16 protein-coding genes and 1 pseudogene are annotated in these 19,142 nt (G+C 45.3%); 7 read left to right on the top strand and 10 right to left on the bottom strand.

Annotation, left to right across the window (positions count from 1 at the left end):
* Positions 1 to 373 precede the first annotated feature (373 nt).
* From ACP2WE_RS25400 to ACP2WE_RS25385, 4 genes are all read left to right on the top strand, one after another.
* On the top strand, positions 374 to 571 hold the full coding sequence (locus ACP2WE_RS25400) for a hypothetical protein (RefSeq protein ID WP_425218314.1): 198 nt from the start codon (positions 374 to 376) through the stop codon (positions 569 to 571).
* 173 nt (positions 572 to 744) lie between these two features.
* The gene (locus ACP2WE_RS25395; protein WP_425218313.1) at positions 745 to 1,578 is read left to right on the top strand and encodes a TspO-related membrane protein; all 834 of its coding nucleotides are present in this window, start codon (positions 745 to 747) and stop codon (positions 1,576 to 1,578) included.
* A gap of 53 nt (positions 1,579 to 1,631) precedes the next feature.
* A complete protein-coding gene (locus ACP2WE_RS25390) occupies positions 1,632 to 1,934 on the top strand; it encodes a P-II family nitrogen regulator (protein ID WP_425218312.1) in 303 nt (100 codons plus the stop codon).
* Positions 1,935 to 1,981: 47 nt separating this feature from the next.
* Positions 1,982 to 4,786 (top strand): cation-translocating P-type ATPase, encoded by a 2,805-nt coding sequence (locus tag ACP2WE_RS25385; RefSeq protein WP_425218311.1) that lies wholly within the window; start codon positions 1,982 to 1,984, stop codon positions 4,784 to 4,786.
* Positions 4,787 to 5,058: 272 nt separating this feature from the next.
* Here the strand turns inward: ACP2WE_RS25385 and ACP2WE_RS25380 are convergent, their stop codons facing one another.
* Together ACP2WE_RS25380 and ilvB are read right to left on the bottom strand one after the other, a co-directional pair.
* Positions 5,059 to 5,424, bottom strand: a complete 366-nt coding sequence (locus tag ACP2WE_RS25380) for a Rieske (2Fe-2S) protein (protein WP_425218310.1) — start codon at positions 5,422 to 5,424, stop codon at positions 5,059 to 5,061.
* Between the two features lie 176 nt (positions 5,425 to 5,600).
* Positions 5,601 to 7,349 (bottom strand): biosynthetic-type acetolactate synthase large subunit, encoded by a 1,749-nt coding sequence (ilvB, locus tag ACP2WE_RS25375; protein WP_425218309.1) that lies wholly within the window; start codon positions 7,347 to 7,349, stop codon positions 5,601 to 5,603.
* A 703-nt stretch (positions 7,350 to 8,052) separates the two neighbouring features.
* On the opposite strand from ilvB, the pseudogene ACP2WE_RS25370 reads away from it, so the two are divergent.
* A pseudogene (locus ACP2WE_RS25370) lies at positions 8,053 to 8,961 on the top strand (FAD-binding oxidoreductase); the annotation flags it as partial.
* A 105-nt stretch (positions 8,962 to 9,066) separates the two neighbouring features.
* On the opposite strand, the gene ACP2WE_RS25365 reads toward ACP2WE_RS25370, so the two are convergent.
* From ACP2WE_RS25365 to ACP2WE_RS25330, 8 genes are all read right to left on the bottom strand, one after another.
* Positions 9,067 to 10,593, bottom strand: coding sequence for a hydroxysqualene dehydroxylase (locus tag ACP2WE_RS25365; RefSeq protein ID WP_425218308.1), 1,527 nt, complete (start codon positions 10,591 to 10,593; stop codon positions 9,067 to 9,069).
* A 240-nt stretch (positions 10,594 to 10,833) separates the two neighbouring features.
* A complete protein-coding gene (locus ACP2WE_RS25360) occupies positions 10,834 to 12,057 on the bottom strand; it encodes a heavy metal-binding domain-containing protein (RefSeq protein WP_425218307.1) in 1,224 nt (407 codons plus the stop codon).
* 89 nt (positions 12,058 to 12,146) lie between these two features.
* The gene (locus tag ACP2WE_RS25355) at positions 12,147 to 12,482 is read right to left on the bottom strand and encodes a DUF5615 family PIN-like protein (RefSeq protein ID WP_425218306.1); all 336 of its coding nucleotides are present in this window, start codon (positions 12,480 to 12,482) and stop codon (positions 12,147 to 12,149) included.
* A complete protein-coding gene (locus tag ACP2WE_RS25350) occupies positions 12,475 to 12,789 on the bottom strand; it encodes a DUF433 domain-containing protein (RefSeq protein WP_425218305.1) in 315 nt (104 codons plus the stop codon). Before ACP2WE_RS25350 ends, ACP2WE_RS25355 begins: the two co-directional genes overlap by 8 nt.
* Before the next feature lie 92 nt (positions 12,790 to 12,881).
* Positions 12,882 to 13,757, bottom strand: a complete 876-nt coding sequence (trpC, locus tag ACP2WE_RS25345; RefSeq protein ID WP_425218304.1) for an indole-3-glycerol phosphate synthase TrpC — start codon at positions 13,755 to 13,757, stop codon at positions 12,882 to 12,884.
* Between the two features lie 122 nt (positions 13,758 to 13,879).
* On the bottom strand, positions 13,880 to 14,884 hold the full coding sequence (locus ACP2WE_RS25340) for a hypothetical protein (protein ID WP_425218303.1): 1,005 nt from the start codon (positions 14,882 to 14,884) through the stop codon (positions 13,880 to 13,882).
* A gap of 157 nt (positions 14,885 to 15,041) precedes the next feature.
* On the bottom strand, positions 15,042 to 15,326 hold the full coding sequence (locus tag ACP2WE_RS25335; protein ID WP_425218302.1) for a YggT family protein: 285 nt from the start codon (positions 15,324 to 15,326) through the stop codon (positions 15,042 to 15,044).
* A gap of 43 nt (positions 15,327 to 15,369) precedes the next feature.
* The gene (locus ACP2WE_RS25330; protein WP_330482260.1) at positions 15,370 to 15,552 is read right to left on the bottom strand and encodes a hypothetical protein; all 183 of its coding nucleotides are present in this window, start codon (positions 15,550 to 15,552) and stop codon (positions 15,370 to 15,372) included.
* Between the two features lie 280 nt (positions 15,553 to 15,832).
* Between ACP2WE_RS25330 and clpB the strand changes: the two genes are divergently transcribed.
* Together clpB and grxC are read left to right on the top strand one after the other, a co-directional pair.
* A complete protein-coding gene (gene clpB / locus ACP2WE_RS25325; protein WP_425218301.1) occupies positions 15,833 to 18,421 on the top strand; it encodes an ATP-dependent chaperone ClpB in 2,589 nt (862 codons plus the stop codon).
* 38 nt (positions 18,422 to 18,459) lie between these two features.
* Positions 18,460 to 18,717, top strand: coding sequence for a glutaredoxin 3 (gene grxC, locus ACP2WE_RS25320; protein ID WP_425218300.1), 258 nt, complete (start codon positions 18,460 to 18,462; stop codon positions 18,715 to 18,717).
* The last annotated feature ends 425 nt before the right edge of the window (positions 18,718 to 19,142 follow it).

The raw sequence follows: 19,142 nt of genomic DNA, 5'->3' as shown, positions 1-19,142 counted from the left end.
CTTTGAGATAGTCAATTAAGCTCTTTTCCACGTCTTTCAGACTAAATATAGGTAAACAACCATATATTTACCTATATTTATCTTTTTTATTTCTTCTATCTCAAGAATGAAACAGCCCTGCGATAGGGCAGGGGGATCAAACCTCACGGTTCCAGTAAGTCAGCTTGCATTGTTCCGAAATCCTTAACCAGAACTCAGGTTAATTGACGGAGAACATTGTGCTATCGGTGTTTTGCAATCCAAAACTACCGCTTCAAAAAGCCATATCCTTGTTCTATAACGTAGTCAATCAAATAACCCTTGAAATGAAACTGCACCCTGTTATGGTAAAGGAACAAATAACTTTAACCCATCTGGGCAGTAGGAGGCAGCGATGAATAACGTAATTGAACTCACTTCAGAGCAGGATCTTTACCTTAGGAATTTTGAAGATCTAGTCCAGGGAATGTCTAGCGAACAGGCTCGAAAATTACTGGTCGAACAGCAAAAACTGATGATGTTTCGACAAAAGAGGTCGCAGGAACTATTAGATTCACTTTGGAGCAGAGTTTTAGACTCAGAAGCTATATAGGCTCTGATTCGTAAAACATCTCGTGAGAACAGGCGCAGGAAATTCTCAGTGAGCTATAATCGCTGATTACTTTAACATGCTCTTTTCGTTCAATTTATGAAAGCAATTTAGATAATTAAACTTGCATTCCCGATCTAGGAGGCTTGTTTGATTTGTCACTCAACGCAATGCCCATGAAACTCACTGCCCAACGCTATTCTAACTCAGATCGGCTGCGACAGCTTGTCACTCTCGCCGCGATCCTTGGCAGTATTGCCGTCAATACAATATCGAACCTCTTCCCGCTGAATGGCGTAAATATTGGTGTTCTGTCTAACACCCTCTTTACTTCTGTCCTAATTATTCCCGCCAACTATGCCTTTGCGATTTGGGGACTAATTTATATCGGTCTCATTGCCTTTGGGATTTATCAATTCCAACCCTCACAGCGCCAAAATCCTAGCCTACAGCGCTGTGGATACCTACTTGTTTTCGCATCCTTAGCGCAATGCGTTTGGATCTATCTCTTTCTTGCGCGTCTTTTTCCATTATCTTTAGTGGCGATGTTGGGGATCTTGTTCCCCCTTATTGGTATGTACCAGCGCCTCGGCATTGGTCAGCAACGCATTTCGCGACAAGAGCGATGGTTTATTCACATTCCCATCAGCGTTTATCTCGGTTGGATTACAGTTGCTACGGTCGTTAACGTCGCGATCGCACTCTATAGTCTCAACTGGAATGGTTGGGGGATCGCTCCTCCCATTTGGACAGCAATCGTGATGACGATCAGCACCGCGATCGCTGTTCTCATCGTCATCAAACATCACGACACCGCCTACGCCCTCGTCATGATTTGGGCATTGGTCGCGATCGCGATCCGCCAGATCAATACGCCGTTGATTGCCATGACAGGTGTGGTGATGGCGAGCGTTCTGGTAGTCATCTCTGCCACTTCTATGTATCTAGCTGCCACCGATCGCCCTAAAAAACGGAAGAACGGATCTCGGCGACCCCATAGAGTCGGTTGAGGGAATTGTCCCGCAACTTTTAAACCTTTCAATACAATTTTCTTGGAGCTTTTATGACCTCTTCTCCTTTAAGTGAAGGCACTCTCGTCACCATTATTGGTGAAACAGTATTACAAGAACGGTTGATCCATCTGCTCACCGAACTAGGTGCGCCTGGCTACACCATTATTCCAGCACAAGGCTCGGGCAGTCATGGGAGACGTATGAGCGATATGGCCGGCTATAACACCAACATTGAGCTTAAAACCATTGTTACCTCAGCGGTATCTGACCAATTGCTAGAAGAGCTTAAGACTTTGCAGACTTCCCATGCTTTAATTGCTTTCCGACAACCTGTAGCGGGTTTGTTTGCTTAGATCGGCGCTTGTTTTAATCACTCCAGCACTACAATAAGGAAGAGGGTATGAGCACTTGGTATAAGCTGGACTCAGCCGAAGTATTGCAACAATTGGATACGAATGTCGATCGCGGTTTGAGCCAAGCTGAAGTTACTGACCGTTTAAAGAAATATGGCTTCAATGAGCTGACCGAGGAACCAAGAGAGAGTCTCTGGCAAATTCTATGGAAGCAACTGACGGCAACGATGGTCGTGGTTTTGATCGTGGCGGCTCTGATCTCAATTGCTTTGCGGGACTATATCAATGCTGGTGCGATTTTTGCCATTGTTGCGTTTAATGCCATTTTGGGAGTTCGGCAAGAATATCAGGCAGGTCAGGCGATCGCCGCTCTCAAAAAGCTGGCGGTGTCCACGGTTAAAGTGCATCGGGACGATCGCTTGCAGGAAATCTCCGCTCGCCAACTTGTGCCCGGTGACATCGTTCTGCTGGAAACTGGGAACCTAGCCTCAGCAGATTACCGTTTATTGGAAAGTTCCAATCTACAGATTCAGGAATCCTCACTGACGGGGGAATCAGAGCCAACTGATAAAAATGCTCAAACGCTAATCAATGCGTTACCCAAGACGGAGCCACCGTTAGCGGATCGGCACAATATGGCATACATGGGAACCGTAATCACCTATGGGCGAGGATTAGCGGTAGTCACCGAAACGGGCAACGATACAGAGCTAGGACATGTTGCTACGGCAATTCAAACGGTACAGCCCAAACCAACGCCACTTCAGCATCGACTGGATCAACTCGGCGTCAGAATGGCGATCGTCACGATGGTTCTCGTGGTCGCGATCTTTGGGCTAGGTCTGCTGCGAGGTGAAGAATTGTCGTTAATGTTCCTCACCGCTGTAAGTTTAGCTGTCGCCGCTATCCCCGAGGGGTTGCCAGCCGTTGTTACCATTACCCTAGCCCTAGGGGCGCAGAGAATGCTGAAACAGCACGCCCTGATCCGCAAACTACCTGCCGTCGAAACCTTAGGTTCCGTAACGGTCATTTGTTCTGATAAGACAGGTACGCTAACCGAAAATCGCATGACTGCGACGTTTCTTGCTATGGCTGACCATCGGGTTGATTTGACCAGCCCAGAGCATCGCGCTGCCTTAAATACCTATACCGACCCTTCTCGCTTATTACCTTCTCCCTTATTACAAGAGCAACCAGAGCTGGCATGGCTCTTGACGGGCGGGGTACTCTGCAACGATGCGCGCTTGGAACCCGAGCCAGATCGTCCCCATGAGTTTCATGCCGTGGGAGATCCGACGGAAGGAGCCCTCGTGATGACCGCTGCCAGACTAGGTTTGTGGAAGGAGAAGTTAGATCAGATACTACCCCGCGTGGCAGAAGAACCCTTCGATGCAGGGTGCAAGCGGATGACAACTGTTCATACACTTCCGCCGATCGCAACTTCAATGCCAAAAGCACTGGAAATCGTCGTGTCTGAGTGCTTGAATTTCGGAGATATATCTCATATTGCCTTCACAAAGGGAAGTATTGGTAGTTTGCTGGAGATTTCCACTCAGGTCTGGGTGAATGGGAAAGCAGAAGCGATCGATGCGCATTGGCAGCAAAAAATTCGTGAGGAGAATGACCAATTAGCAAAGAATGGCATGCGCGTCTTAGGTGTTGCTTTTCGCCCCTTTACTTCGCTAAATATTGATGCCGATGGAGCCATATCCGATCGCAGAGCGACCCTAGAACAAAATCTGATCTTCATCGGTATGGTGGGAATGATCGATCCCGTGCGTCATGAAGCCAAAGAAGCCGTACAAATGTGCCGAGAAGCAGGCATTCGTCCTGTGATGATTACGGGCGATCATTCCCTCACAGCTCAAGCGATCGCGCGGGAATTGGGCATTGTTCCCAATGATTCTATTCTTACTGGACAGGAGCTATCGAATCTGTCTAAACATGCATTGCAAGAACGAGTCGAGGACATATCCATCTATGCAAGGGTTTCGCCCCAGAATAAGTTAGATATTGTGCAAGCGTTACAAAAACGCGGACATATCGTGGCGATGACGGGGGATGGAGTTAACGACGCACCTGCTTTAAAGCAAGCGGATATTGGAATTGCCATGGGCATTACAGGTACTGATGTCGCGAAAGAAGCTGCTGACATGGTGTTGTTAGATGATAATTTTGCCACCATTGTCGCCGCAACCAGAGAAGGGCGCATGATCTACGACAACATTCGTAAGTTTATCAAGTACACCTTAACGGGGAATGCCGGCGAACTCTGGGTCATTCTCCTCGCTCCATTTTTTGGACTGCCGCTACCGCTAATCCCTCTGCAAATTTTGTGGATTAATCTATTGGCAGATGGGCTACTGGCTTTAGCCTTGAGCGTAGAACCCTCAGAACGAAAAATCATGCGCCGCCTGCCTCGTCCTCCCGATGAGAGCATTTTTGGTCGTGGCGTCGGTCGAGGAATTATTTGGATCGGCCTATTACTGGGATTGGTTTTACTGGCGATCGCCTATCGCTATTGGTCTTTCGAGCAAGCAAGTTGGCAAACAATGGTATTCACCACACTTGCCCTATCGCGGATGGGCATGGCGGAAACTATGCGTTCCGATCGTGACTCTCTATTTCGGATTGGCTTACTCTCCAACAAGCCACTCTTGGGAGCCGTCTTGCTAACGTTTGGGCTGCAAATGTCAGTAATTTATATTCCCGTTTTACAAACCCTGTTCCAAACTACCCAACTATCTGCGATCGATCTGTTTGTCTGCTTTGCTTTGAGCACCATCGTCTTTGGCGCGATCGAGCTAGAGAAGTGGTTAATTCGACGAAAATTAAAAGGAGATTCTATATAAAAGTCCTAAATGGTACCTAGGAGATTCCTTTCTTTGCCGAGAAGAGTAGGGGCAATGAATTGTCCCTACTCTTCTCAAATCCAAATATTCCTAGGGTACCTCTAAAAATTCAAAATAATTGAGAATACAAACAAATTATCAAGGCTTTCAGTCTCTTTTTATTGAGAATAAGCTAATTAATAGAGATCCCTATAAGTATTTATGATGACATAGCTTTACTGAAAGCTCAGTATGCATTTAATTGTCGTCTAACAGTAAATAGCTAGAAATAGCTAGGCATCAATAAACAGATCTGCACCTTCTTGGGTGACAGCGAAACTTGCCACATCGGTGGGGGCTTTACCCATAGCCATCATTTTCTTGGCAATGCCTGGCAAAGGGATACCGACGACGGAGTCTACCCATTCGACGTTTTTACCAGTACAGATTTCAAACTTAGAACCATGGAAGGGGCAAGTAACTACACCGTTTTCAAATTTGCCTTTAGCCATGGGGAGACCGAGGTGAGGACATTTATTGGCGATCGCGCAATACTTATCACCAACTTTTGCGACGAGGACAGATTGACCGTTGGCATTGGTTTTTAGGACTTTGTTAGCACTGACATCCGTGGTGGTAGCAATTTTGGTTTTAGCCATGATAAAACACTCCTGTATGATGGGAAATTCTTAAAATTCTTGAAAATAACAACCAGATCATACAGGATCGGATGGTTGTGCAGATGAGACTCAATGTCCGACGATCGGTAATCTTGAATGGGGTAAAAAAAAAGACAGGATATGTTCGCATCCTGTCTTTTTAGAAGAAGTCCTATCTAAACGAGTTCTTTTGCCCGTTCTGCAATCAAATTCGTAAGCTCTTGGCTGCGCCTTGGCTCAGGTAAGCCCACCATCTCAGAGTTACTAGCGCCTGGGGGAACCATCGGATAGCAGTTTTCAGTCCGTTTGACTCTAAAGTCAGCCAAAACGGGACCATCATGTGCCAAAATCTGAGCAACTGCCGTTGATAGGTCGGTAGGCTCGATTACCAACATGCCCTTAATACCAAAGGCATCCGCTAACTTGACAAAGTCAGGCATTCCCACTTCCATATTCGAGGCAGAGTAGCGCTCGTTATAGAAACTCTCTTGCCACTGGCGCACCATCCCTTGCCAGCCATTATTCACGATCGCAATTTTGACGTTAATGTCATACTGAGCCAGCGTTGCCAACTCCTGTAAATTCATTTGGAAGCTAGCATCTCCGCTAATACAAATGACTTGCTCCTGGGGGAGCGCCACTTTAACACCCATGGCAGCAGGCAGTCCGTAGCCCATCGTGCCCAAACCAGCACTCGAAATCCAACGGCGGGGGCCAGTTTTAAGAAACTGCGCCGACCACATTTGGTGCTGTCCGACATCGGTGGTGAAGTAAGCATTTGGTGCTTGCTTACCAAACTCGGCAATTACACCCTGTGGAGACAGTTGATCGGAGTAGCTAGGGACTTCCAATGGGTAGTCTTGCTTCCACTGGCGGATCTGTTCCAGCCAAGTCTTCGTGAAAATCTCTTCTTCGTAGGTTGTGGCATCTAAAATTGACTTAAGAACCTGTTTGACATCTCCCACAATCGGTACTTCGGGGACGCGATTTTTGCCTACTTCCGCAGGGTCAATGTCGATGTGAATCACTTTTGCTTCTGGGGCAAACTTATCTAAACGACCTGTAACGCGATCGTCAAACCTAGCTCCCACTGCGATCAATAGATCGCATCCCTGTACGGCAAAGTTAGCATAGGCGGAGCCATGCATACCTAACATACCCACAGACAAATCATGATTCTCATCAAATACCCCTTTACCCATCAAAGTGGTGGTCACGGGCAGTTGAAAACGTTCTGCCAGTTGCACGACTTCTAAATGAGCGTTGGAAGCGATCGCCCCACCACCGACATAGAGCAAAGGACGCTTTGCTTCCCGAATTAATTTAATGGCTGAGGCAATCTGATGTAAATGTCCTTTGACATTGGGTTTATAGCCTTGCAAGCTAATCTGCACTTCTGGATTGTACTCAAATTGCATTTGCCCCACATCTTTGGGGATATCGACCAATACGGGGCCTGGACGCCCCGTTCCTGCAATATGAAAAGCCTCGGCAACAACTCGCGCAATATCTTCAGGACGGCGAATAACGTAGGAGTGCTTGACAATCGGCAGGGTAATTCCAAAAATATCAGTTTCTTGAAACGCATCGGTACCGATCGCATAGGAAGGAACCTGACCTGTAACCACCACGATAGGAACGGAGTCCATCTGTGCTGTCGCAATCCCTGTGACGAGATTTGTGGCACCAGGTCCAGAGGTGGCAACACATACACCCACTTGCCCCGTAGCACGAGCATAGCCGTCGGCAGCATGAACTGCACCTTGCTCGTGACGAACAAGAATATGAGTTAGTTCTCCTCTGGCTTCCGCCTTGTAGATTTCATCATAGACAGGCAGGATCGCGCCACCGGGGTAACCAAACAGGTGCTTTACGCCCTGTCTTCTAATACTGTCTATAAGAGCAAAAGCACCTGATGTACGCAAAGTAGCCTCCCGATAACTAGCAATGATGATCTAAACTAAGTTGTTGGACGAATTGGACTAAATTTAAAACGGTTCCCCAAATCCTATCTATGCTGTGAACTTAGGCATGAAAATCATTGCTTTTGTTACAACGAGATATGACTACTTTGAATGCCAGAGTTTTAAATATTAAGACCTTAAGCTGCCTCTAAGCCTTAAGCTTAAGGCAACCCGTTCAAAGTTACTTTTTTCTAAAAATATTAGGACAGCGAGGCTTAAAACCTCGATCGCACGTTCCCTAAAAGAAGCTGTGCAACGTCCAGTTTTGTAGCAATAATAGCATAAATAGAATTTAGGTAATAAGGTACACAGACTTTTTCGTGGATTTATGTATCTTATTAGCGCAATTGGATCGAGCTTTTTCGTAAAATTACGATCTAAAGTGACCCACACTTATGTAGGATGGATAATCATTATATGTTTGATTCGCTTTGTGCAAAGCCTTTTGCTGGTTTTTGTGATGACAAATATTGACCTGTAACATTGCACGAATTGTGCATTCACATTTAGATGTTTGCGTCAATAAACGATGACAAAGCCAAAGCAAGACGAATAAAACATAAAGAATGTTCGCTTTAGTCAATCCCTAAAGGTAACATTCTGAATTAATACATATCGCTAATGATGTATTTAGTATCTGCGTGTCATCTTCTCATATAACGTAAGGCTCATGACTCAGTCGCAATCAGAAAAAAAGGATATTCCTGTAAATATCTATCGTCCTAATAACCCATTTGTAGGGAAGTGCATTTCCAATGAAGTACTGGTCAGACCAGGCGCCCAGGGAGATACTCGCCATGTAAAATTCGATCTTTCAGGTAGTGACCTTCGCTATTTAGAAGGGCAAAGTATTGGAATTGTTCCTCCTGGTGAAGATAAGAATGGAAAACCCCATAAACTTCGTCTTTACTCGATCGCTTCTACCCGTCACGGTGATGATGGAGATGACAAGACGATTTCTCTCAGTGTAAAACGCCTAGAGTACAAGCATCCAGAGACAGGCGAGACAGTTTTGGGAGTTTGCTCTAATCATATTTGCGATCTCAAACCTGGCGATGATGTCAAAATCACAGGGCCTGTCGGTAAGGAAATGCTATTGCCCGACGATCCCACTGCGACCATTATTATGATTGCAACGGGTACGGGTATTGCTCCCTTCCGTGCCTATCTATGGCGCATGTTCAAAGAAACGCACCCCGACTACAAATTTAAGGGGTTAGCTTGGCTCTTTTTTGGCGTACCTACGGATTCTACGCTTTTATATAAGCCCGAGCTAGAGTGGTTGGCATACAAACACAAAAAGCACTTCCGTCTTGACAAGGCAATCAGTCGCGAACAAAAGAATGAGAAGGGTGAAAAGATGTACATCCAAAACCGCATGGCTGAATATGCTGATGAGTTGTGGGATCTCTTCCAGAAGCCAAATACACATACCTATATGTGTGGGCTGCGCGGTATGGAAGATGGAATTGCTGAGTTTATGGTCTCCACTGCCGCTAAGAATGGCTCAGAATGGAAAGTGTTTGAAAAACAAATGAAGTCTGAAGGCCGTTGGCACGTTGAGACTTACTAGATCTCTAGTCATTTAAATTCTTAACTTTAAATACTCAAATAAGAGCGATCGCTACAAAACCTAGCGATCGCTTTTTATCAAGAAGCAAAATAAGTCTTTAACTTTCTAGGGCAGCCAGAAATCAGGAAATAGTGAGCCGATTGCATTTCGAGTAATTTGATTGAGCGATCTCCCCAACTGAATATGGGGTTCATCGGCTTCGATGGGCAAAATCCTAGCTGGGCTACCATTACCCAAGTTGGAGATCGCGGCATTAGCTGCTTCTAGACCTGTAACCAAAGCTTTCTCTTGCGACCAAGAGCCATGACGATTGACAATCCAATCTCCACTCATATAGAGATTGGGGATGCTGGTTTTGGTTTGTAGCATATATGGATAGCTGCCGGGAGAAAAATGGGTAACGGCGCGGGGTAAGCGAATCACACTACTGTCAATTACTTTCGCATCTGCGATCGCAGGAATACAGATGGTGAGATAGCTCTGCACGATCGCTACAATCTCATCGTTGTTCAAAGGCAAGAACTGATTGGCATGATAGAAATCCGCTTCAATCACAGTTCTTGGCTCATCGCGATATTCATCATGTAGGGCATTTAGATCGAAAAACGTCCAACCCGTTGTCGTATCAAAGCCAAAGCAGGCATTAGAGGCACGGGGTACGGATATTTTGCGATCGAACCACAGCCTTGTTGCCAAAACATCAACTGCTCCTAAGTTCATCACATCTCTAAATTCCTTAAGTCTTTGCAAAGAAGGACTAGCAGAAACAATTTTTTGCATTCCCGTAATCCCAACCGCAAAGATCGCAGCATCGGCATCAAACACTTCATCGCCACAAACGACTCCTTGGATAGAGGGCTGACTTGCTTCCCCTTGAGGCTGCAAAATCACATCTGTAACTCTGCGATTTGTCAAAATTCGTCCACCTACATTCTCAATGCGATCGCACCAAGGACGGAAGATCTTTTCGCCCACCGTACCTCGACACCACACCACATCAAAATCTGCTTGATGCGCCAAGATAAAGTAATAGAGCATCCCCAGAGCCGCTGCTGCTGAACACTGCTCACCTGGGGCAAACAATCCCACTAGCAACATCGGCTCAAACGATTCGTGGTATAACCGAGCCGATACGCCGTATTGTTTAAACAGTTCCCTTGCTGTCATCCCGTCATAACGCAGCCATGCCCGATCGGAATTGTCAAAATCTAGTAATGCATAAAGCAAAGGTAAAGCTGAGAGGCGATCGCTGAGGGGCAATCGTTTGAAACTGGTGTAGAGAAACGTGCCTAGAGGCGTTGGCAATCGTGGTAAATCCTGAAAAATGGGAGATTCTACTTCTAAGCCAGCAGGAGAATATTGGGCGGAACGCGTCCAAGGCGTAAATGGATGGATACCCAATTCCTCGACAAGACCAAAGATGTTTTTATAGGGATACCAAAAGCCATGAATGCCAGCTTCGACAGAACGTCCACCACTCGTTTTCCAGCCTGCAACTAATCCCCCTGGATAGGCTCCTGCTTCTAGCAATGTGACATCATAGCCCTGTTTCGCAAGGTGATAGGTTGCGCCCAATCCTGCCCAACCCGCTCCGACAACTACGACTTTATTTTTTGACGATTCTGATGGCATCCTGATTTCCCGTTTTGCTAAGTCTTCTCCATCATACTTTTTCTTAGGGGAGATCCATTTGTTCGCAGAGAAGGAAGCTTTGCACGGGTATCTCGTGATGCGCGTCACGGGTATCACTCGCAAAAATCACCACCAGCCATGACTTAAAACACTGTGACGATCTGGAAAACTCGCGATACTACAAACACTAGCGACGTATCTACATTCCACCCCACAGGAACTTGTTCCTGTGGGGCTTTTTTAATGCCGCAGGATGACTCTAAAAAAAAGAACGATCGAGTAGATAGCGAAGATTGCAAAACCGACAAACAATGCGATCGAACCCGACAGATTATTTGCCTGATTGAGTGCTACGACGGTAGAGCCGTCAGCCGTATTAATAAACGTATCGCGATCGCGAATAATTGCTTGGGGCAGTAAGGTTTCAGATTGCGTCTTGACCTCTGGCATTTTTTTCACGGCTGTCCCGATCGCTAAAAATTCGATCGTGCGGCCACCTAGGTTATAGACATAGGTTTTGATCCCCACCACTTCATCCGCATGGCAACGCCGCGCATCTTCAGCAATATACTTTAATGCCTCTTCTCTGGCTTCGTAGATCAGGGTCGTGAGTTCGCGAATTTCCCCGCGCACAAACGATTTAAAGAATGAAGTAACACCCCCAACAAATCCCAATGAATAGACTGAAACCCCTAAAACCAATTGCACGGGCATATAGCCTTGATTTACCAAGTTCCACATTTCTTCGTTGGTCAAATCGCTGGTAATCGGATTTTGATAAAAGCCCTTAGGTAGAGCGGGATGCTCTGAAGCAGTGCCAATCATCACCATTTCTTGCATTCCTGCAAAGGGAATAATCGATGTATTGATCCCTAACACGGCATTGGCCTCTACCTGTCTGGCTTCCGCTTTAATCCGTTGCAGTGCCAAATGTCGCGTCTCATTAAATACTCTAGAAAATTCTTTGACTTCTCCCCGTTTCAAACTTCTCAAGCCCCCGAGCAAGCCACCACCGACACCGATCGAATAGGCAACATTGCCAAATACAAACTGCTTGGGGGTAAAGCCAGCATCCATCTGACAATAAAGGGCTTGTCCGTCAGACGAGGTAGAGAATTCCAAATGTTCGGTTTTGGCTCCTTCCTGATGCACGCAAGAGCCGATCGCTAAAAATTCGACGTTAGCACTATGCAGCACGAGTTCGTTAGAAACCCCTGTGATGCCGATGCCCCCATGTCGTTTTGCCTCTGCCAACAGGCGCGTATAGGCTCGTTGTCGCCCTTCGTGAATGATGCGCGTAATTTGAGAGACTTCGCCACCAAATAAAGTTTTTAGACCCGATGCGATACTACCAATCACACCGAGGGAAATCACGCTATTGCCAATCACCAGATCCCCAGGGGTCAAGTTCTTTTGGCGCAGACAAAAAATTTCGTTACCTGATAAACCCGTAATAATTGCCATTACCCCAACCTCACAAGAAAACTCAGATTCCCAGAATTAAAATTCCCAATTTTTATCCTCGCAATAATTTTGATTGTTTAGAGATACGCTTACAAATATTCCAGGTGTCCAACCATTTCATCCATCGTTAATAACTCCCAAATCAAAACTAGTCCTTGAATAATTTGTCCTATAGATTTAGTCTGCTGAGGGCAATAAACAATACCCAAATGATTGGCACTTAGCTGGTTCATGCGCAAAAAATCAGTGTCTTGCGTAAAAATCACTCTCCCCATCGAACGGGCGAACTCTAACTGGATTTCATCGGAAGCAGAAATTAGTCCTTGCTCTGGAGTCGTAGTAACATCAATGCCTCTAGCACGGAGTCCACTCGCGATCGCATTACTGACATTCTCATCCAAATGAAATTTGATCTCTCTAGCCACGCATACGACTCAGCTTTTGCTGAACTAATGAAGGATGTTTAGACTTAATTTCCCTAGCAAACATCTCATCACTTTCGATATCTTTCCCGATCTCTTCAACATGATCGTAATAGTAAGCCAATGCAGCATGAACATCAGCTAGCGTGATGCTGGGATAGTGATAAACAATTTCATCGGGAGACATTCCCATGCGTTCATAACAGATCGCGATATTTTGCACCGTAATCCGATGTCCAGCAATGCGAGGTTTACCCCCACAAGTTCCTTCTGTAATTTCGATGTGATTACTGATTACTGCTGCTGTCATGAAAGACTTTCTTTATTTCTCGAAGACGAATAAATATTTAGATCCTAATACTCTAGCAGATTGACAAATTGCATGGATTTGTAATGCTGAGACTAGTTGCCTAGTAAAAGTTGGACGGCTTGCTCAATGTCGGGTTGTTTCACCAAGGATTCACCAATGAGTACCGCACCGCAACCGCAGTTGGCAACAAAGGCTAAATCTTGACGGGTGTACAAGCCTGACTCGCTTACCCAGAGATAGGTTTGTTTGACTTCCTCATTTAAAGCATCTAACAAAATCTGCGTTTGGGCTAAATCGACCGTAAAGTCTTCAAGATTGCGATTATTGATCCCGATCGTGTCCACATTCGGCATCTTTAATACCCGCACTAATTCTGACTGCATATGCACTTCCACTAAGGTTGTCATGCCTAAGCCATGCGCGATCGCCTGTAGATCGATTAAATCGCGATCGCTGAGAATTGCCGCAATCAGCAGCACGGCATCGGCTCCATGCAGTCTCGCCCAATAGATCTGATAGGGATCGATGATGAATTCTTTACACAGGAGGGGCAGATCAACCGCCGCCCGCGCCAATTGTAAATTTTCAAAGCCACCCTGAAAAAACTCCCGATCGCATAGCACCGAGAGACAGCTTGCCCCACCGCGTGCGTAGGCAAGCGCGATCGCGGCGGGATCGAAGTCTGGGCGAAGGATCCCCCGACTTGGCGAGGCTTTTTTGACTTCGGCAATCAGTGCAGGGCGATCGGCTTGCCGATTGTTTTGCAGGGCTGCCCGAAAGTCGCGTGGTTTTGGCAGGTGCACTAATTTAGCGATCAGATCCTCTAAAGGAAGCTGGTCATACATCTGGGCAACTTCTCGTTCCTTTTGCCAGACAATTTTTTCTAAAATATTATGGGGCTTAGCGCTGGGATCGGCGATCGCGTACCCTTTAACTGCGGCACTTGCAGAACAACGGCGAACTTGCATTTTTATTCTCTCTTATGATGTTTAAAGTTTTCAGGGCTGAAACTCCTCTATCTAAAGTTCGTCATCCATATAACGGCTAATAAGACTTCTGATGACCTGAGTACATATGATTGTTATATATTTCACATCATCCTAATTTCCATTTTTTCCATTTCAAACTGATCGGCTGGTCTATAAATTGAAAAATCAGGAAAATTATTTTCAGTCCAAAGTATACTCATAACCATTTGTCTAAGATGTTTAGTGTATTCGTCAATATCTAAAGAACTTGTAATAGCTACCTTATGAGCAATTTTATTTCTTAAATCAATACAATCTGAGACAAATTTTGTAATAGGTTTTCCATTTATAGTTTTTGGAGATGTTATTCGCTTTGAAAAAGCACTAAATGCACTACTAAATGATTGTTCTTTTAAATGACCTAATGAACCTGATAATGATGACTTTTCTGCCTCAGAGAGAGTTGATCTATTAGTTATTTCAATAAATTGATCAATTAATTCTTGGGCACTTTCACTACGCATTTTTCTTTTTATAAGTTGCTCTATTGCTAAATATGTAGCCAAAAACTTAACTTTAGGCGAACCTTCACGTACTGAAATATTTAATATTTCAAGCACTTCTGCTGTACTTTCATTTAGCTCAAAAGTGCTAGGCCATGAGTCTTTCAACCCTTTTAAAACATAAAATGGGTCGCTTGGAAATGCATTAATTTTTCCAGAAAAGACATGCTCAATATATTTCTCGTCATCTGGATATACGTGCAAACCCACGATAGTATCTAGTAATTCCGCCCCATCTTCGCGGATTTTATTTTTTATTTCTTCACTTACACTACCGCTAGTTCCATCAATACTAGGAATTAATAAACCAAGATCAAGTATGCAATTCAACATTCTTAAATGCGTACGCAATTTCTCTCCACAATTTTTTGCTTCCTCCTTTGAAGAAAAACCACCACAATCAATATGATATTTTGAAGCACCTATAAGAGTATCTGAATCTCTTGGAAAGATTTGAATAACTAAATTCTCGTTTAATGAATAGCTAATAAACTCCTCATCAATACGAAAAAACCCAGGTTTCGCGTAAAAAAATACAAAACGAAATTTATATTTCATTCCCATATATTTATTGCATAGCTTTGAATTAAAGCTTCAAATAACTTTTAATCTTCAATGCTCTTTACTGGTCTCCCCCGTTTTAGTAAAGGGCTATTTAACTAAGGTCTTATTTAGCACTTTCAAATGGGAATCGCTCAGGCAATGCTGAATTTAAAATAATTTACTGCATCATGGTCAAAATACCTTGCTGCCCCAGCAAAATTTCGCGCAAAAAACTAAAAATGCCGACGCTAATGATGGGGGAAATATCGATCCCACCGATGGGGGGCACGAGCTTGCGTAAAAGGATGAGTAAGGGTTCTGTGGGGATCGCGATCAGGTTAAAGGGAAATTTATCTAAGGGAACCTGTGGATACCAAGTGATCACAATCCGAAAAACATAGAAGAGAATCAGCAAACCTAAAAGAATATTTAATCCCAGCGTGCTAAGTTCGAGTGCGTCCACAGCAAAATAACCAATAAAGCGACTAGACCATAATACTAAATAGCTAATCAGAATTTTGGAACAAACTCAAAACTGGGACACAAGCACCAATACAAGACGCGATCGCTGCAACCCCTCCAAAAATATGTGGAAATTGAAAGAATCTGACCAATTCATCAGATGCTGCTGGAAGCGTAAGCAACAATACACAAGAGACTCCCAGACGAATTACTACTTGGTTAACCATATATAAACCTTGAACTCGACAGGACACCTAGTCCTAAAGTCTCTCGAAGCAGGGTCAAACCCCATCTATCTTGAGATATATTTACCAGTACTAGATTCGTTAACATTGACTAAGATTAACTAAGAAAACCTAAGATTAGATTAGCTATCGTAGCAGACAAAGTATAAATACCTAGCTATAGTAAGGCTGTATTCTATAATGCGTCATCTGTACAATGAGCGATCGATGCTACAGATTTTTTTAATCTCAAATACTCCCATAATTTGCCTGACAACTTGTAATGCAGCCTACAGACCCCAATAAATTCACAGAAAAAGCTTGGGAAGCGATCGTCAAGTCTCAAGACGTTGCCCGCCGCGCTCAGCATCAGCAGCTAGAAGTAGAACATTTGCTGATTTCTTTACTCGAGCAAAATGGTTTAGCAACAACGATCTTGACCTCCGTCTCTGTACCCGTGGCAAGATTGCAAAGACAAGTTGAAGATTTTTTGCGTCAACAGCCCAGAGTTGCCAGTCCCGACCAACTGTATCTGGGACGCAACCTCGAAGTTTGGCTCGATCGCGCCGATGAGTCGCGTAAAACCTTTGAAGATGAATTTATTTCGATCGAACATCTTGTGATTGGTTTGTTAGATGACGATCGCATTGGCAGGCGCTTGTTTCGCAACCTCAATCTCGATCGCAAGCAATTAGAAGCCTCTATTCGCAAAATACGCGGCAACCAGACCGTTTCCGATCAGAACCCCGAAGCCAAATATGCGGCTTTAGAGAAATACGGTCGCGATCTGACCGCTCAGGCAAAGGATGGCAAACTCGATCCCGTGATCGGACGCGATGACGAAATTCGACGGGTGATTCAAGTCCTATCGCGGCGCACCAAGAATAATCCCGTACTGATTGGCGAACCGGGCGTAGGTAAAACGGCGATCGCGGAAGGATTAGCCCAACGCATTATTCGCGGCGATGTCCCAGAGTCGCTCAAAGGTAGAACTCTGATCAGCCTAGACATGGGTTCGTTAATTGCAGGGGCAAAGTATCGCGGCGAGTTTGAAGATCGGCTTAAGGCAGTGCTAAAAGAAGTTCTGACTTCAGATGGACAAATTGTTCTATTCATCGATGAACTGCATACGGTGGTGGGTGCGGGAGCGACGCAGGGATCGATGGATGCGGGCAACCTGCTCAAACCGATGCTAGCGCGGGGAGAATTGCGTTGTATTGGCGCGACCACCCTCGATGAATATCGCAAGTACATTGAAAAAGATGCGGCTTTGGAACGCCGTTTCCAACAGGTATTTGTCGATCAGCCCAGTGTCGAGGATACGATCTCGATCCTGCGCGGTTTAAAAGAACGCTACGAAGTGCATCATGGGGTCAAAATTGCTGACTCGGCTCTAGTTGCGGCTTCCGTGCTTTCCAATCGTTACATCTCCGATCGCTTTTTGCCTGATAAAGCGATCGATCTGGTCGATGAAGCTGCTGCTAAGCTCAAAATGGAAATCACCTCTAAGCCGGAAGAATTAGATGAGATCGAACGCCGCCTCATGCAGCTAGAGATTGAAATGGTGTCCCTGCAAAATGAGCAAAACAAGGCTTCCCAAGAGCGTCTCGGTCGCATCAAGAATGAAGTTTCCGACCTCACCGAAAAGCAATTTGAGTTTAGTACGCGCTGGCAGTTAGAAAAAGATACGATTGAGAATCTGCAAATTCTCAAGGAACAAATCGACCAAACCAAGCTCCAGATCGAGCAAGCCGAACGAGAATTTAACCTCAATCGCGCTGCCGAACTCAAGTATGGCAAACTCACTGATTTAGAAAAGCAACTCGATGATGCTGAGTTGGAACTAGGGAAGGCACGGGCAGATGGTTCTCCTCTATTTCGCGAACAGGTGGTAGAAGATGACATTGCCGAAATTGTGGCGCGTTGGACGGGGATTCCCGTCAAGAGTCTGTTGGAATCGGAACGGCAGAAATTGCTGAAGCTGGAAATTCACCTGCACGAGCGTGTGGTTGGGCAAGATGAGGCGGTAATTTCAGTGGCATCCGCTATTCGTCGCGCGCGCGCGGGAATGAAAGATCCCAATCGTCCCATTGGTTCTTTTCTGTTTCTTGGCCCCACGGGTGTGGGTAAAACGGAACTGGCTCGTGCCTTGGCTGAGTTTATGTTTGATACCGATGCGGCGATGGTACGCATTGACATGTCGGAATATATGGAAAAACATTCCATTTCTCGGCTGATAGGCGCACCGCCTGGGTATGTGGGCTATGAAGAAGGCGGTCAATTCTCGGAAGCCGTGCGTCGCCACCCTTACTCCGTCGTTCTGTTTGACGAAGTCGAAAAAGCGCACCCCGATGTGTTTAATATTCTGTTGCAAGTTCTAGATGATGGGCGGATTACCGATAGCCAAGGACGATTGGTCGATTGCAAAAATACGGTAATCGTGATGACCAGTAATATCGGCAGCGATCACATTCTCGATATTGCCGATGATGATTCCAAATATGAGGAAATGCGGCGGCGGGTGATGGATGCCCTGCGATCGAGTTTCCGCCCAGAGTTTCTCAATCGCATTGATGAGACGGTGATTTTCCATGCCTTAAGTCGAAAAGAAATTCGCGCGATCGCTGGTTTACAAATCAAACGCATCGAAGAACGCCTTGCCGAACAAAAAATTCGCTTGCAACTGACCTCCGAAGCTCAAGATTATATTGCGGCAGTCGGCTATGACCCCACCTATGGCGCCAGACCGCTCAAGCGGGCGATTCAGCGAGAAATTGAGAATCCGATCGCAACCAAAATTCTCGAAGGCACGTTTGCGTCGGGTCACACGATCGCGATTAGTCTTGAGGATGATAAGCTTGTGTTTCAGTAGATTATTTAGTTTGTTATCTTTTCAAAGGCTCTCTCCATATGGCAAAGGTTGAAATTTATACTTGGCGGTTCTGTCCTTTTTGCATCCGCGCCAAACGGCTGCTAGACAAAAAAGAAGTGGAATATATTGAGTATGCGATCGATGGCGATGAAGCTGCCCGCGATGCCATGGTTGCCAGAGGTTCGGATGGTCTGCGTTCTGTCCCCCAAATTTTCATCAACGATCGCCACATAGGTGGCTGCGATGCCATTCACGATTTAGAAGCCAACGGTCAACTCGACCCTTTACTTGCCTGACCGAGTTCAGATGCAGGGGATATTCGGATCCGTCCCATATTCAAAGAAAGTACGACGCACTTTCTTTGAAGCAACTGCGTTCTGCAAGGAATCCTAGCTTCGATTCATCGCAAATTCTGCTTGAATTGGGAACGCGATCGCGGTACTCTCTTCAATCGTCGCCAAGACCTAGCAGAACCTGAGTTCGGGTTAAGGATTTCGGAACAAATCAAGCCGACTTGCTGGAACCGAAAGGTTTGATCCCCCTGCCCTATCGGGCATCCCCCTTGAAAAAGGGAAGTGTGTTCTCCCCCCTTTTTTCAAGGGCAGGGCTGTTTCATTCTTGAGGTAGAAGAAATAAAAAAGATAAATATAGGTAAATATATAGTTATTTACCTATATTTAGTCTGAAAGACGTGGAAAAGAGCTTAATTGACTATCTCAAA

The sequence above is a fragment of the Tumidithrix helvetica PCC 7403 genome (assembly GCF_965232925.1).
In the GTDB taxonomy this organism is placed as follows: Bacteria; Cyanobacteriota; Cyanobacteriia; order Pseudanabaenales; family Pseudanabaenaceae; genus Tumidithrix; species Tumidithrix helvetica.
This window is presented reverse-complemented; position numbering and strand designations above follow the sequence as displayed.